The sequence below is a fragment of the Microbacterium paraoxydans genome, from assembly GCF_018224615.1.
GTDB lineage: Bacteria > Actinomycetota > Actinomycetes > Actinomycetales > Microbacteriaceae > Microbacterium > Microbacterium paraoxydans_B.
The window spans coordinates 964106-978540 of record NZ_JAGTUK010000001.1 but is presented as its reverse complement, the minus strand read 5'-3'; the positions used below and the strand labels follow the sequence as shown (position 1 = coordinate 978540).

General features: G+C 71.1%; 9 protein-coding genes. 3 read left to right on the top strand and 6 right to left on the bottom strand.

Features of this window, described 5'->3' with window-relative positions; genetic code table 11:
* Positions 1–11 precede the first annotated feature (11 nt).
* Positions 12–3281, bottom strand: coding sequence for a family 20 glycosylhydrolase (locus KE274_RS04625; RefSeq protein ID WP_211541464.1), 3270 nt, complete (start codon positions 3279–3281; stop codon positions 12–14).
* A complete protein-coding gene (locus tag KE274_RS04620; protein ID WP_211541463.1) occupies positions 3272–4489 on the bottom strand; it encodes an alanine racemase in 1218 nt (405 codons plus the stop codon). The genes KE274_RS04625 and KE274_RS04620 overlap by 10 nt, the downstream gene beginning before the upstream one ends.
* Positions 4490–4514: 25 nt before the next feature.
* On the opposite strand from KE274_RS04620, the gene KE274_RS04615 reads away from it, so the two are divergent.
* Both KE274_RS04615 and KE274_RS16765 read left to right on the top strand, forming a co-directional pair.
* Complete coding sequence (locus tag KE274_RS04615; protein WP_211541462.1) at positions 4515–4919, top strand: RidA family protein; 405 nt, start codon at positions 4515–4517, stop codon at positions 4917–4919.
* A 121-nt stretch (positions 4920–5040) separates the two neighbouring features.
* Entirely contained in the window at positions 5041–6531 is a 1491-nt protein-coding gene (locus KE274_RS16765; protein WP_307872148.1) for a L,D-transpeptidase, read from the top strand.
* A 75-nt stretch (positions 6532–6606) separates the two neighbouring features.
* On the opposite strand, the gene KE274_RS04605 is transcribed toward KE274_RS16765, so the two are convergent.
* Positions 6607–8826: an NADP-dependent isocitrate dehydrogenase gene (locus tag KE274_RS04605; RefSeq protein WP_211541461.1), complete on the bottom strand. Its 2220-nt coding sequence runs from the start codon at positions 8824–8826 to the stop codon at positions 6607–6609.
* A 173-nt stretch (positions 8827–8999) separates the two neighbouring features.
* Here KE274_RS04605 and KE274_RS04600 point away from each other — a divergent pair, with 173 nt between their 5' ends.
* Complete coding sequence (locus KE274_RS04600) at positions 9000–9458, top strand: GNAT family N-acetyltransferase (protein ID WP_211541460.1); 459 nt, start codon at positions 9000–9002, stop codon at positions 9456–9458.
* Positions 9459–9536: 78 nt separating this feature from the next.
* Here KE274_RS04600 and KE274_RS04595 read toward each other — a convergent pair whose 3' ends face one another.
* From KE274_RS04595 to KE274_RS04585, 3 genes are all read right to left on the bottom strand, one after another.
* Positions 9537–10349, bottom strand: a complete 813-nt coding sequence (locus KE274_RS04595; RefSeq protein WP_211541459.1) for a hypothetical protein — start codon at positions 10347–10349, stop codon at positions 9537–9539.
* 92 nt (positions 10350–10441) lie between these two features.
* Positions 10442–12256, bottom strand: a complete 1815-nt coding sequence (locus tag KE274_RS04590) for an ABC transporter ATP-binding protein (RefSeq protein ID WP_211541458.1) — start codon at positions 12254–12256, stop codon at positions 10442–10444.
* Entirely contained in the window at positions 12253–14181 is a 1929-nt protein-coding gene (locus KE274_RS04585; protein ID WP_211541457.1) for an ABC transporter ATP-binding protein, read from the bottom strand. Before KE274_RS04585 ends, KE274_RS04590 begins: the two co-directional genes overlap by 4 nt.
* Between the last annotated feature and the right edge of the window lie 254 nt (positions 14182–14435).

Below are 14435 nucleotides of genomic sequence, written 5' to 3'. Positions count from 1 at the left end.
GAAACGTTACATTACTTTCGAGCCTCGCGGGCTCGAGCCGCCGAACCGTCCACGAGACGCTCCACCAGCCCGGCGACGATGGCCTCGCGCGCCTCCACCGTCAACGGCTTGCCCGGCACCCCCGGGCGGCGCTGCTCCGGAGACGGACCGTCCAGCGGACGATACCGCACCCCCGCCGACGCCAGGCGACGCAGGTGCGTCGGAAGCCGCCGCGCGAAGTCCGCGAACGGCCGCGGATCTCCCCCCTCCCACAGCCGTTCCGCGATCGCGGAGAGGCGAGGGAACATCGCGAAGTCCACCCGATCCCGGCTGGGCAGGTGCTCACTCCACACGTTCGCCTGGCCGCCCACCGCACCGTCCTCGATGCGCAGGGAGTACGCACGAGTGAGCGGCAGCGGCGGCCCCACCCGGATCGGCTCCTCCGGCGACTCCGACTGCGGGTAGTCGAGGTACACCTCCAGGTCGGGACACGCCACCACGGGGATCCCGCGGCTCAGCGCCTCCCGCATCGCGACGGGGCCGCGCCAGGCGAGGATGCGCACCCCCTGCGGCACGTCTCCCTCCAGCACCTCGTCCCACGCGAGCGCCGTGCGTCCTCGCGAGCGCACGTGCTCCACGAAGTGCGCGGTGAACCAGGGCTGCACGTCGTGCGGCGTGGCCAGGCCCAGCGCGCGCATCCGCTCCGCCGCCGCCTCGCTCTGCGCCCACTCCGTCACGGGCACCTCGTCGCCGCCGATCCCGATCCACTCGGAGTGGAAGACGTCGCACAGGGCATCGATCGCCGCGCGCCCGAAGGCCAGGGCGGCCTCGGTCGGTGCGAGCGTGCGCGCGTTCACGCCGAACCGCTCCCACGGGCCGGTCGCCGGCTCCCCCACGTCGGTGTTCCCCAGCTCCGGGTAGGCGGCCAGAGCGGCCTGGATGTGGCCGGGCAGCTCGACCTCCGGCACCACCGTCACGCCGCGGTCCGCCGCGTAGCGCACGAGCTCCCTCAGCTCCGACGCGGTGTAGAAGCCCTCGTGCACGCCCGGCTCGACTGTCGCCTCGGGCCCGTGTCCGCGCTGCGTGGCCTCGCGCCGCGCACCGACCTCGGTCACGCGCGGATACCCGGGCACCTCGAAGCGCCAGCCCTGATCGTCGGTCAGATGCAGGTGCAGGATGTTCAGGTGGTGCAGCGCCAGCAGGTCGATGAGCCGGCGCACCTCCTCGACCGGCCGGAAGTGCCGCGCCACGTCGAGCATGACACCGCGCCAGCCGTAAGCCGGAGCGCCCTCCCACACACCGGCGGGGAGCAGCGCCGCAGCACCGCGCGGAACATCGGGGTCGCGCAGCTGCCGGAGCACCGTGGCGCCGCGGAACACGCCGAGCGGGCTCGCGCCGCGGATCTCGACCCCGTCGGCGGCGACCGTCACGCGGAACGCCTCATCCCCCACGCGCCCGGCGCTCGTCGCGGCAGCGCCCACGGCCTCGTCGACCAGCAGCCGGATCCCCGGCCCCTCACCCCGGCGTCCGCCGTCGAGCCACGCCGCGGCGGCGGACAGCTCGGGCGCCGCATCGATCGGGGTGTCGGCGCGCCACGGGAACCGCGCTGCGGCGGGGTCGAGGTGCGCGGCGACACGCGGCACGGTCGCGCGGTGCGCGGGCGCGGGCAGACGCAGCGCGCGTCCGGCGACCGCACCGGTCACGTCTCCGTCGCTCACCACGGGCACGCCGGACACCAGCACCTCGCGGATGCCGACCGGCGGCCGGTGCGGCTCGTCGAACGTGGCACCGGCGGCCACCGTGAGCGGATCGAACAGCACCAGGTCGGCCGTGGCACCGGCGCGGATCACTCCGCGCGGCGCATCACCGCGGTCGAGGCCCAGCCGTGCCGCGGGGTTGCCCGAGAGATGGCGCACGGCCTCCTCCAGCGTCAGCACGCCCAAGTCACGCACGTAGTGCCCGAGATAGCGTGCGAACGTTCCGCGGCCGCGCGGATGCGGACGGGCCCCGATCAGGATGCCGTCGCTGCCGCCGGAGTGACGCGGGTGCCGCATGATGGCCCGCACGTTGTCCTCGTCGCCGATGTGCATCAGCACGCCGGTCGCCCCGGCATCAGCCAGGATCGTGTCGAGCACCACGTCGACGGCCCGGCGCCCGGAGTCGTCCGCGATCTCGGCGACCGTGCGCCCGACGAGGCCGGCCAGGGCGGGATTCGCGGTGCCGGAGATCTGGATCGCCGACCAGTCGGCGCGCTCTCCGTGGAAGCCGTCGCAGCCGACCTCCTCCAGCTCGACGCGCACAGCCTCACGGCCGTCGGCATCCAGCGCAGCGATGGCTCCGAGCAGATCGCCCGACGCCGCCAGCCGGCTGGGCAGCAGGGCGGAGAGCGTGGTCGCGCCCGGAAGATAGGGATACGTGTCGAGCGTCACGTCGACGCCGTCCGCGATCGCCGCGTCGACGATCGCCAGCAGCTCGTCCGCCCGGCCGCGATTGGGGGCGAAGTTCATCGTCGCGTGGGTCAGGTGCACGGGGCAGCCGGTGCGGCGCCCGATCTCCACGGCCTCGCGGTACGCGTCGAGCGCGGCCGCTCCGTAGCTGCGGGTGTGCGGCGCCCAGTAGCCGCCCCGCTCGGCGACCACGCGGCACAGCGCCTCCAGCTCGGCGGTGTCGGCATACATGCCCGGCGTATAGGTCAGGCCGCTCGACATCCCGAAGGCGCCGGCGTCCATCGCGTCGCCCAGCAGCCCGGCCATCGCCTCGATCTCCCCCGGGGTCGCGGCGCGGTTCTCATGCCCGACCACCATCATCCGGAGGTTGCCCTGCGGCACGAGCACCGCGGCGTTGGCGACGGCCGACGCGTCGATCTCGGCCAGCAGGTCGCCCATCGATCGCCACGGCACCGTCGTGGGCAGCCCGTTCCACCCCGCGATCTGTGCGGGGATCACCGCGGCCGTCGCGTCGTCGAGCGGTGCGTAGCCCAGGCCGTCCTGCCCGAGCACCTCGCAGGTCACGCCCTGGCGGATCTTCGCGTCGTGCGCGGCGCCGCTCAGCACCGCGAGGTCGCTGTGAGCGTGCATGTCGATGAAGCCGGGCGCCAGGACGAGCCCGGACGCGGCCACCTCGACGGTGCCGTCCGGCAGCTCGAGGTGCGCGTCCTCTCCGTCGCGCACGACCGCGACGATCCGCGCGCCCTCCACCGCCACGTCGCCGGTGAACCGCGGCGCGCCCGTGCCGTCGACCACCGTGGCCCCGCGGTAGACCCGCACGAGGCCGGCCGCAGCCTTCTCCGCACTCAGAAGCACGTCGCCACCGCTCCGATCACCCGAGGGTCGTCCGCGTGCGGATCGTCGATCACGGCGACCACGCGCCACTTGTCGAACGCGGTGCAGGGGTGCGAGAGGCCGAGCCGCACGACCTCGCCGACCGCGACCTGCGCGCCGTCCGCGAGCCGGAGGAACGCGTGCTGGTCGTTCAGCGCCGTGATCTGGCCCTCGACGCTCTGCGGCACCGGAAGGTCGAGGTCGAAGGGCACGTCGCGGCGTCCGGCGTCGAGCAGCGCCAGGGCGTCCTCGGGCTGCGACACCACGCGGGACCACGCGTGCATGGCCGACCGCAGGGGCGCGGTGCTGGTGAGCTCGCCGAACGGCGACATGCGCGAGTAAAAGCCGTCGTCGTGGATCTGGAACGCCCCGGAGCGCAGCACCACGTCGGCCTCTGCGGCGAGTGGCGACAGCACCGCGGCGGCCCGATCGGGAAAGGAGCTGCCTCCCGCGCTCACGACGGGTCGCGTCCCTTCGGGGTAGTCGAGCAGACGATGAAGCTCGACCAGGGTCTCGAGGTAGGCGTCGACCGCAGCGACGGAGGCCGCCGACCGGTCGGGCCCGAACGGCCCCTCGTACCCGGTCACGCCGGCGAGCCGCAGCCCCGGGGCCTCGGCGATCGCGGCGGCGATGCGCTGCCCTTCCGCCACGCTGCGCGCCCCCGTGCGGCCATGGGCCCCGCCCAGTTCGACGAGCACGTCGAGGGGCCGCGCCGCATCCGCCAGCGCGTCGGCGAGGATGCGGACCCCGTCGACCGAGTCCGCCCAGCACAGCACGCGCAGGCCTTCATCCGCCGCGAGGAGTTCGCCGAGGCGGTGGGCGGCTGCGGCATCCGTGACCGCGTTGGCGATCAGCACCGTCGGCACCCCCGCGGCCACGGCGACCTCGGCCTGCCACGGCGTCGCGACGGAGATGCCCCAGGCTCCCGCGTCGAGCAGCCGCTGCCACAGCGCGGGCGCCATGGTGGTCTTGCCGTGCGGGGCCAGCAGCACGCCCTGCTGCTCCGCCCACGCGAACACCGTCTGCTCGTTGTGCGCCAGGGCGTCGGCGTGCACCGTGAGGACCGGGGTGACCAGGTCGGACAGGTGCAGTCCGGCCTGCTCGACCTGGGAGAGGCGCAGCCCCGCGACACGTGCCGGGAAGCCCTTCGCGCAGGCGCCGAGCACGGGATCCGGAATTTGTAGAGGCATCTAACAAGGCTACTAGGCTGGCGACATGACCGCGAAGACACGAGTTTCGACCGACGCCGCCCCCGCCCCCGCCCACACCTTCTCCCAGGGTGTGCGCAAGGGACCGATCGTGCAGGTCTCCGGCCAGGGCCCGGTCGACCCCGCCACCAACGAGTACCTCTACCCCGGCGACGTCGCCGCGCAGACCACGCGCACGCTGGAGAACGTCAAGGCGATCGTGGAGGCCTCCGGCGCCACGTTCGACGACGTCGTGATGCTCCGCGTCTACCTCACCAAGCGCGAGGACTTCCCGATCATGAACGAGGCCTACGGCGCCTTCGTGGAAGCCCACACCACCAGCGGCGTCCTGCCGTCGCGCACCACGGTCTTCACCGGCCTGCCCCGCGAGGAGATGCTGGTCGAGATCGACGGTCTCGCCGTCGTCGACTGATCTCGCCTCCGGACGTGTCCGGGTGACGGGGAGGAAGGGTAGCAGACCGTTGCCTCCCCGTTACCTGCCATCCCGTACCATTGAGAGACTGGACACGTCAGAACCGCGGGGGGTGTAGTTCGTGACCGATGTGATTTCCGTACCGGGCGCTGCAACGGGGGGTCATGCCGACGACGGCGCACCCACGAGCGTGCTCACTCCGGCCGAGGCTCCGACCGAGACGGTTCCGCCGCACACGGGCGAGCAGCCCTTGGCCTGGGCGCCGATCGAGCCGTCCCCCAAGAAGCGCCGTCTCGGTCTATGGATCGGTCTCGGCGTCGGAGTGGTCGTGCTCGGGGCCGGCGCTGCCTCCGCGATCCTCATCGCCCCCGGCACCACGGTCGCCGGAATCCCTGTGGGCTGGATGACGCCGGGAGCCGCAGCCGACGCGATCAGCACGCACCTGGCGCAGACGGAGGTCACGCTGACGGGTGAGGGTGAGGGCACCGTGCTCACGGGCGCCGACCTGGGTGCCACCGCCGACGCCACCGCCCTGGCCGACGCCGCCTTCGCCGCCCACCCCATGTGGAACCTCGGCTCGTGGATGGGGGACCCCGTCCCGGCCGACATCACGCTCGACCCCACGAAGGCCACGGCCGCCCTGCGCGACGCCGTGCCCGCGAGCTTCGTCGACCCGGTGGACGCGGGCGTCGTGTTCGACGCCGCGACCGGGGCGTACGTGATCACCCCGTCGGAGGCCGGCACCGGCATCGACCTGGGCGACCTCGGCACGGCGTTCATCGACGCTGTCGGCGACGGTCGCACGTCGTTCGAGTATCCCGGCGGACCCGCCGAGGCCCTGCCCGCCGTGAGCGACGCCGACGCGACGGCCACCGCCACCGAGCTGAACACCATGCTCGCCACGGTCGGCTTCTACGTCGGCGAGGAGCGCACGGTCCCGATCGACCCCGCCACCGCGGCCTCCTGGCTGACCGTGGTCGACGACGACGGCCAGCTGCGCATCGAGGCCGACCCGCAGGCGATCCAGGCCACGGTGGACGCACTGCCCGCCGCGGTCGACCGCGCGCCCGTCAACGCCACCCACATCGTCGACTCCGCGGGCACCGTGCTGCGCGCCGAGCAGGAAGGCGTCACCGGACGCGCCCTGGGCGACACCTCGCAGATCGCGGAGCAGTTCGCCACCCAGCTCGCCGCCGGCGACGGCGTCTTCGCGCTGACCGTCACGGAGACGCCGTTCGAGACCGTCAACCTCTTCCGTCGCATCGACATCGACCTGAGCTCGCAGCGCGCGACCCTGTACGAGAACAACGCGGTCGTGAAGTCGTGGGCCGTCTCGACCGGGCTTCCCGGTACGCCGACCCCGACCGGCAACTTCAAGGTCTTCGCCCACACCCGCATGCAGGACATGGGCTGCTACCCGGGTGCGCCGTACTGCACCGAGAACGTGCCGTGGATCACGTGGTTCACGACCAACATCGGCTTCCACGGCACCTACTGGCACAACAACTTCGGCAACCGCATGAGCCACGGCTGCGTGAACCTGCCGATCGACCTCGCCAAGTACGTCTACGACTGGTCTCCCGTTGGCCTCGAGGTCTCCGTCCACAACTGACCTCGTCACCAGCCGCCGCGGGTCCGGCGCACGAAGAAGGGGCGGATGCTGCAGCATCCGCCCCTTCGTCGTGTCTCAGCGCAGCGCGTCGACGATCTCGTTGAGCGTCGCCGAGGGGCGCATGACCGCCGCCACGAGCTTCTCGTCCGGACGGTAGTAGCCGCCGATCTCGACCGGCTTGCCCTGCACCGCGTTGAGCTCGGAGACGATGGTCTCCTCGTTCGCGGTGAGCTTCTCGGCGATCGGCGCGAAGGCCGCCGCGAGCTCCGGGTCCTTGGTCTGCTTCGCCAACTCCTGCGCCCAGTACAGGCCGAGGTAGAAGTGGCTGCCGCGGTTGTCGATCGTGCCCAGCGCGCGGCCCGGCGAGCGGTCCTCCTCCAGGAACGTGCCCGTGGCGGCGTCGAGCGTCTCCGCGAGCACGCGGGCCTTCTCGTTGCCCGTCCGGTCCGCGAAGTGCTCGAGCGAGGCGGCGAGGGCGAAGAACTCACCGAGCGAGTCCCAGCGCAGGTAGTTCTCCTCCACCAGCTGCTGCACGTGCTTCGGCGCGGAGCCACCGGCACCCGTCTCGAACAGTCCGCCACCCGCGAGCAGCGGAACGATCGAGAGCATCTTGGCGCTCGTGCCCACCTCGAGGATCGGGAACAGGTCGGTGAGGTAGTCGCGCAGCACGTTGCCCGTCACCGAGATCGTGTCGAGGCCGTGGCGCATGCGGGCGAGCGTGTACCGCGTGGCCTCTTCCGGCGCGAGGATCGTGATCGTGAGGCCCTTGGTGTCGAGGGTCGCCAGACCCTGGTGCACCTTGGCGATGATCTGGGCGTCGTGCGACCGGTTGGCGTCGAGCCAGAACACGGCGGGAGCACCGGTGGCACGGGCACGGGAGACCGCGAGCTTCACCCAGTCCATGACGGGGATGTGCTTGGTCTGGGTCGCGCGCCAGATGTCACCCTTGCCGACCTCGTGCTCGATGAGCACGGTGCCCTCGCTGTCGAGCACCTGGACGATGCCGTCCTCGGCGATCTCGAAGGTCTTGTCGTGGCTGCCGTACTCCTCGGCCGCCTGTGCCATGAGACCGACGTTCGGGACGGTGCCGATCGTGGCCGGGTCGAGGGGACCGTTCGCGATCACGTCGTCGATCACGGCCTGGTAGACGCTGGCGTAGGACGAGTCGGGGATGACCGCGAGCGTGTCGGCCTCCTCGCCGTCCTTGCCCCACAGCTTGCCGCCGTTGCGGACGAGCGCCGGCATGGACGCGTCGACGATCACATCGCTCGGCACGTGCAGGTTCGTGATGCCCTTGTCGGAGTTCACGTACGACAGGCGCGGGCCCTCGGCGATCGCCTGGTCGAAGGCGGCAGCGATCTCGTCGCCCCCCGTCACGTTCGCAAGACCCGCGAGGATCGAGCCGAGACCGTCGTTCGCACTGAGGCCCGCCTCCGCCAGCTGGGTGCCGTACTGGTCGAACACGTCCTTGAAGAACGCCTTCACGACGTGACCGAAGATGATCGGGTCGCTGACCTTCATCATCGTGGCCTTGAGGTGCACGGAGTAGAGCACGTCATCGGACTTGGCGGCCTGCAGCGTCTCGGCGAGGAAGGCGTCGAGCTCCTTCGCCGACAGGAACGTGGCGTCGATGATCTCGCGCGGCAGGACCTTCAGGCCCTCCTTGAGCACCGTGACGGTACCGTCCTTCGCCGTGTGACGGAAGGACAGCACGTCGTCGTGGGCGGCGACCCAGGAGCGCTCGTTGTGCTTGAAGTCGTCGTGGCCGAGGGTGGCCACCCGCGTCTTCGATCCCTCGGCGAACGGCTTGTTGCGGTGCGGGTGCTTCTTGGCGTAGTTCTTCACGGCCAGCGGCGCACGGCGGTCGCTGTTGCCCTCGCGCAGCACCGGGTTCACGGCGGAGCCCTTGATGCGGTCGTACCGCGCGCGGATGTCCTTCTCCTCCAGCGATGCGGGCTCGTCGGGGAAGTCGGGGATGTCGTAGCCCTGCTGCTGCAGTTCGGCGATCGCTGCCTTGAGCTGCGGGATCGAGGCCGAGATGTTCGGCAGCTTGATGATGTTGGCCTCGGGCAGAGTGGCCAGGCCACCCAGCTCCGCCAGGGCGTCGCCGACTTGCTGCTCCGGCGTGAGCTTCTGCGGGAACGCGGCGAGGATGCGGCCGGCCAGGGAGATGTCCCGCGTCTCGAACTCGATGCCCGCCTGGCCCGTGTAGGCCTGGATGATGGGCAGGAACGAGGCGGTGGCCAGTGCCGGTGCCTCGTCGGTGTACGTATAGATGATGGCGTCTTCGGTCACCGGGAGGTTCTCCGTTCACGGGGCGATTTGTCTCGATACCAAGATACCCTGAGCGGGCTCGGCGCCCGGTCGGGGTGCTCTCCGGCCGGGCTCCGGTCGCCGCCCGCACCTCCCGGCGTGAAAATGTTCCGCCGGGGCGTGTCGACTCCGCTGGGAGGGGCTAGCCTGGGGTCATGTCCGAACTGCGCATGGTCGAACTCTCCGCTGCGACGATCGTCGCCGTGAACAACCTGTCGCTCAAGCCCGGACAGGAGCAGTTCCTCGCGCCCGTGTCCTACGGCATCGCGGCGACCGTCATCAACCCGCAGACCTCGTGGCAGCGCGTCATCCTCGACCGCAACGAGGTCGTCGGCTTCGTGAGTGCGAACTTCGACGACGAGGCGCCGGAGGAGCACTTCCGCTCCGTGCTGTGGCGCATCAACGTCGACGCCGACGACCAGGGTCGCGGTGTCGGGCGCTTCGCGGTCGAGAGCCTCGTCGAAGAGGCGCGCCGTCGCGGCGTCGACCACGTGAACGTCATCTACGAGGCCGGCGAGGACGGGCCGGAGGCCTTCTTCCGCCGTGTCGGATTCACCCCGGTCGGGGAGACCGCGTACGGCGAGGTCATCGCCGAGATCCGCGTCGAGCCCTGAGACCGGCGGCGGGGTCTCGAATCCCCTCCCCCATCGAGACCCCGTCGCCCTCGGAACAGCGCGGACGGCCCCGCGTGATCAGCCCTCGTCGCCCGAGCGGGAACGCCCGCGCCGGTTGGTCCACGCCGCCAGGGCGGAGGCGGCGGCTCCCGCGGCGCGGTCGATCGCCTCGACCGACCGGTTGACCATGTCGTGCGCCGCGTCCTGCCACGCCGGAGTGGGCGGTGCCTCCCCGGCCTGCACCCGGGCCGCGTGCTCCGCCGCTTCGAAGGCGCGCTCCAGCTCCGCGACGGCGTCGCGGTACGCCGCGAACTCCGCCGCGGTGATCCGCCCGGTCGTGCCACGGCGCAGTTCCACGGCGGTGCCGGCCGCGCGCAGGTACGCGGCGGTCTCGGGTCGCTTGACGTCGGTCATCGCCGGATACGCGATTTGCAGCGCGGGATCGGTCTCGTACCGCATCCACCGCGCCGTCACGGCATCGTGCTCGGCGTAGAGCCGCTCCAGCGGGCGCGGGGCGGAGCCCGCGGGAATCGCCGCGCGAGCCGCGTTCACCCGCACGCGGCGGGCACGGACCTCCGCAGCGGCCGCGCGAGCATCGCGCTCGCGCTCCCGCAGCATGCGCCGGGCCCCCGCGACCTGATCGGCCGTGGCCCGCTGCGCGGCCCGCTCCGCCGTGACCCTGGCGAGGTCGGCGCGGGCGATCTTCAGCGTCGTCCGTCGCGCCACCGCCGTCTGCTGCGCGATCCGCAGATCGTGGCGCGCCGCGTCGTACTCCAACCGTCGACCACTCCGGGTGCTGCGGCGCCGCATCCCGATCGCACCCGCGGTCGCACCGGCGGCGGCGGTCGGCGCGATCCACCACCACTCGGCGAGGAGCAGCACGGGGTCCATACCTCGATGCTACCGACCCGCACGCACGGCGGCAGAGCGCCGAGGGCCCGGCCTCCGCGTGGAGACCGGGCCCTCGGCGGGCAGGCGTGCCGTCAGACGAGCGTCTCCTGCCACGCGGCGTGCAGCTGCGCGAACTTGCCGGAACCGCCGATCAGCGCCTCCGGGGTGTCGTCCTCGATGATGCGGCCGTGCTCCATCACGAGCACCCGGTCGGCGATCGCGACCGTCGACAGCCGGTGGGCGATGATGATCGCCGTCCGGTCGGCGAGCAGCGTCTGCAACGCGTCCTGGATCAGCCGCTCCGACGGGATGTCGAGCGACGCCGTGGCCTCGTCGAGGATGAGCACCGCGGGGTCGGCGAGGAAGGCGCGCGCGAACGAGATCAGCTGCCGCTGCCCCGCCGACACGCGGCCGCCGCGCTTGTTCACATCGGTGTTGTAGCCGTCGGGCAGCGCCGAGATGAACTCGTCGGCGCCCACCGCCCGAGCCGCGGCCTTGATCTCGTCGAGCGAGGCATCGGGCTTGCCCAGGGCGATGTTGTCGGCGACGGTTCCGCTGAACAGGTACGCCTCCTGGGTGACCATCACGATCGCGCGACGGAGATCCTTCGGGTGCAGCGAGCGCAGGTCGACACCGTCGAGGGTCACCCGGCCCTCCGAGGGGTCGTAGAAGCGCGAGATGAGCTTGGCCAACGTCGACTTGCCCGCACCGGTCGTGCCGACCAGGGCGATCGTCTGACCGGCCGGGATGTCGAGCGAGAAGTTCGGCAGGATCGTCTTCTCGCCGTTGTACCCGAACGTCACCTCGTGGAACTGGACGTGCCCGCGCGACTCCCACAGGTCGACCGGCTTCTCGGGGTCGGGCACCGTCGGCACCTCTTCCAGCACACCGGACACCTTCTCCAGCGCCGCGGTCGCGGACTGGTAGGAGTTCAGGAACATCGCGATCTCCTGCATGGGCGCGAAGAAGTTGCGCACGTACAGCACGGCCGACAGCAGCACACCGACCGTGAGGGCACCGGTCGAGACGCGGATGCCGCCCCACAGCACGACGATGCCGAGCACGAGCGCCGCGACGCCCATGAGCCCCGGCTCGAACGTGCCGAACAGCAGCATCGAGCGGCGGTTCACGTCGCGGTAGTCGCCGGCGACCTGCTGGAACGCCTCGTCGTTGCGCGGCTCCTTGCGGAACGCCTTGACCGCGCGGATACCCGTCATGGTCTCCACGAACTGCACGATCACCTTCGCGCTGATCACGCGGGACTCGCGGTACACGAGCTGCGAGCGCGAGTAGAACCAGCGCATCAGGAAGAACAGCGGCACGCCGCCGAGCGCCAGGATGAGGCCGGACTGCCAGTCCCACACGCACAGCGCGATGAACGTGAACAGACCGAACAGCACGCCGGACACCAGCTCGTTGAGGCCGCCGTCGAGGAGCTCCTTGATCGAGTCGAGGTCGCTCGTCTGACGCGAGATGATGCGGCCGGACGTGTACGACTCGTGGAACTCCAGGCTGAGCCGCTGCGTGTGCAGGAAGATGCGCTTGCGCAGGTCGAGCAGCACCGCCTGAGTGAGCTTCGCGGCGATGATCACGTACCAGGCGATCAGAGCCGCCGCGAGAGCACCGGCCAGGAGGTAGATCCCGCCGACCATGAACGTCGGCATCCAGTCGGCCTCGTTCAGCACGGCGGGCAGCGCCCGGTCGAGACCGATGCTGATCAGGATCGGACCGGCCACCTGCAGTGCGGTGGAGATCACGAGCACGACCGCGGCCAGCACGATCTGCGGCTTGAGCGGGCGCACGAGCGAGCCGAGCAGGCGCAGCGACCGCTTGCGGATCGCCCTGCTCTCCTCGCGGGTCAGGCGGGAGCGGTCCTCGTCCTGCGTGCCGGTGAGCGCGGAGCTCATCGCTGCACCTCCTTCTCGGTGATGATGTCGTCGTCGGTGGCGGCGTCCTCCCGGATGCCGTCTCGCACGCTCTCGCGGATCTCGTCCTCGGTGTCGCGGATGATCGGGATGGCGCCGGTGCGCGCCGCCTCCTCCGCCTCCAGGCTCGAGATCACGTGACGGTAGTGCCGGCTCATGCGCAGCAGTTCGGCGTGCGTGCCGACCGCGGTCACCCGCCCCGCCTCGAGCAGCGCCACCCGGTCGGCGAGCGCCACGGTGGACGGACGGTGCGCCACGATCAGCGCCGTGGTGTCGGCCAGCACGTGCCGCAGCGCTTCCTCGACCAGCGCCTCGGTATCGACGTCGAGCGCCGACAGCGGGTCGTCGAGCACGAGCACCTTGGGCTTCGCGGCCACCGCACGAGCCAGCGCCAGGCGCTGCCGCTGACCGCCGGAGAGGCTCAGCCCCTCCTCGCCGATCACGGTCTCGACCCCCTCCGGCAGCGTGTCGACGAACGACGCCTGCGCGACCTCGAGGGCCTCACGCAGGACCCGCTCCCCCTCGGCGCTGTGCACGTCGAGGTCGGCCCGGCCGAGGAGGACGTTCTCCCGCACGGACGCGGAGAACAGCGTCGCGTCCTCGAACGCCATCGCGATGTGCCGGCGCAGCTCGGCGAGCGGAAGGTCACGAACGTCGACACCGTCGAGCGTCACCCTGCCTCCCGTCACGTCGTACAGACGCGTGGGAAGGGTGGTCAGCGTGGTCTTGCCGCTGCCGGTGAGCCCGACCAGCGCCATCGTCTCGCCGGGGCGCAGCACGAGGTCGATTCCGTCGAGCAGGTCGCGCTCTCCCGCGGGGGCGTCCTGGTAGCGGAAGTGCGCGTTCTCGAACGCGAGCTCTCCGCGCGGATCGTCGATGTGCACCGGGTGCTCCGGGTCGGTGATCGTGTTGGTCTCGGAGAAGATCTCGAACACGCGGTCGGTGGCCGTGCGGGCGTCGAGCATGAACGAGAACAGGAAGCCGATCGACTCGATGGGCCAGCGCAGCACCACCGCCATCGCGAAGAACGCGAAGAGCTCCGCCTCGTTGATCGCCCCCTGCGAGATCAGCCAGATGCCCGACATCAGGCTCAGGCCGAACGCGATCTGCGGCATCAGGTCGAGCCAGAACCAGATCGACGCGATCGCGCCGGCCTTGCTCATCTCGGTCTCGCGCAGCGTCTCCGCCTGCCGGCTGAACCGGCGCAGCGCGTGCTTTCCGCGGCCGAAGGCCTTCAGCACGCGGATGCCGTGGACGCTCTCCTCGACGCTCGTGGCGAGATCGCCCGCCTGGTCCTGACTGCGGCGGGTGAGGGCGCCGTAGCGCTTCTCGAACAGGTAGCCGCGGATCCACAGCGGGATCGCGGTCACCAGGAAGATCGTGCCCAGCAGCCAGTGCCAGCGGAACAGCAGCACCGATCCGATGATGATCGTCAGCACGTTGACGACCAGCAGCACCAGGCCGAACGCGAGCCAGCGGCGGATGAGGCCGATGTCCTGCATCATGCGGCTCAGCAGCTGTCCGGACTGCCAGCGGTCGTGGAAGGCGACGGGCAGCGTCTGCAGTCGCGCGTAGAGCTGCGTGCGCATCGTGTACTCGACCTGCGTGGCCGGGAAGAGCACGAACTGGCGGCGCAGCCACACCATGAGCGCCTCACCGAGCGCGAGCGCGAACACGGCGAGCGCGCCCCAGACGATCGCGTCGATGTGACCGGAGCGGACGGGCCCGCCGATGATCTGCTCGAGCACGATCGGGATCATCAGCGCGATGAGGGCGGCGGCGAGCGCGCTCGCGGCTCCACCGACGAGGCGCCAGATGACGGGCTTCACGAAGGGCTTGAGCCGCCACAGCGCGGCGGGGGTGGACAGGGTGGACGACGGATTCTGCGCGGAAGACGAGGAAGACATGTCTCTCAGAGGAGTCGAAAGCGAAAGAGGAGGAGGAAGAGCGGATGCGGAACGGAGCGCGAGGCGCCCGGCATCCGGTGCAGAACGGGGGCGGGGGCTCTAGGAGAGCGAGCGCGCCGGGGTCGAGCCGAGAGTGGCGATCCGCGCGCTGGCGATCGTGGTCATGGTGTCCTCCTCAAGGGCTCGGCGAGGTCGTCCGGTTGGCGCGACAGCCCATCAGCCTATTCCTGTGAACCAGCTGAGCGCAAGAGAAA